General features: G+C 71.2%; 1 protein-coding gene. It reads right to left on the bottom strand.

Features of this window, described 5'->3' with window-relative positions:
- On the bottom strand, positions 1–947 hold a 947-nt coding region (locus tag G6038_RS30770; protein WP_165042703.1), incomplete at both ends, for an amino acid adenylation domain-containing protein.

Raw genomic sequence — 947 nt, 5'->3', positions numbered from 1 at the left:
TCGCGGCGCGGAACGCCTTGACCTCGAACACCGGCTCCGGCAACGCCTTGCGGTCCAGCTTGCCCGACGCGTTCAGCGGCACCGCATCCAGTTCCACGAACGCCGACGGCACCATGTACGACGGCAGCATCTGTCCCACCGCCGACCGCGCCGCGTCCTCGTCGAACACGGCGCCGGCGGCCGGCACCACGTACCCCACCAGCTGATCCGACCGGACCAGTACCACTGCCTGCTCCACCGCCGGCACATGCAGCAGCGCGGCCTCGATCTCGCCCAGCTCGATGCGCAGACCGCGCAGCTTGACCTGGAAGTCCGTGCGCCCGATGTACTCGAGTTCCCCGGCGTCGGTCCACGTCACCAGATCACCGGTGCGGTACAACCGCTCCCCCGCCGCCCCGAACGGCGACGCGACGAACCGGTCCGCGGTCAGATCCGGACGGCGGACGTAGCCGCGGGCCAACTGCACCCCGGCCAGGTACAGCTCCCCGGCCACCCCCACCGGGACCGGGCGCAGCCGGGCGTCGAGCACGTACACCCGCGTGTTCCACACCGGCGCACCGATCGGCACCGACACCACATCCGCGTCGGTCACCTCGTGGAACGTCACATCCACCGCGGCCTCGGTCGGCCCGTACAGGTTGTGCACGCCCACGCCCGGCAGCACCGACCGCACCCGGGCGGCGACGACGGCGGCGAGGGCCTCGCCGGACGCGAAGACGTACCGCAACGACGAGATCCCGCCGACCGCGGACTCGGCGACGAACACCGCCAGCATCGACGGCACGAAGTGCGCGACCGTCACCGACTGTGCGCGCATGACCGCAGCGAGATAACCCGGGTCGCGGTGCCCGTCCGGCGCCGCCACCACCAACCGCGCCCCGACCTGCAACGGCCAGAAGAACTCCCACACCGACACATCGAACGTGAACGGCGTCTTCTGCAACACC

Source organism: Rhodococcus sp. 14C212, assembly GCF_011058195.1.
Lineage (GTDB): Bacteria > Actinomycetota > Actinomycetes > Mycobacteriales > Mycobacteriaceae > Rhodococcus > Rhodococcus aetherivorans.
Note: the sequence above shows the minus strand (reverse complement) of the source record. Positions and strands in the feature narration are given on the sequence as shown.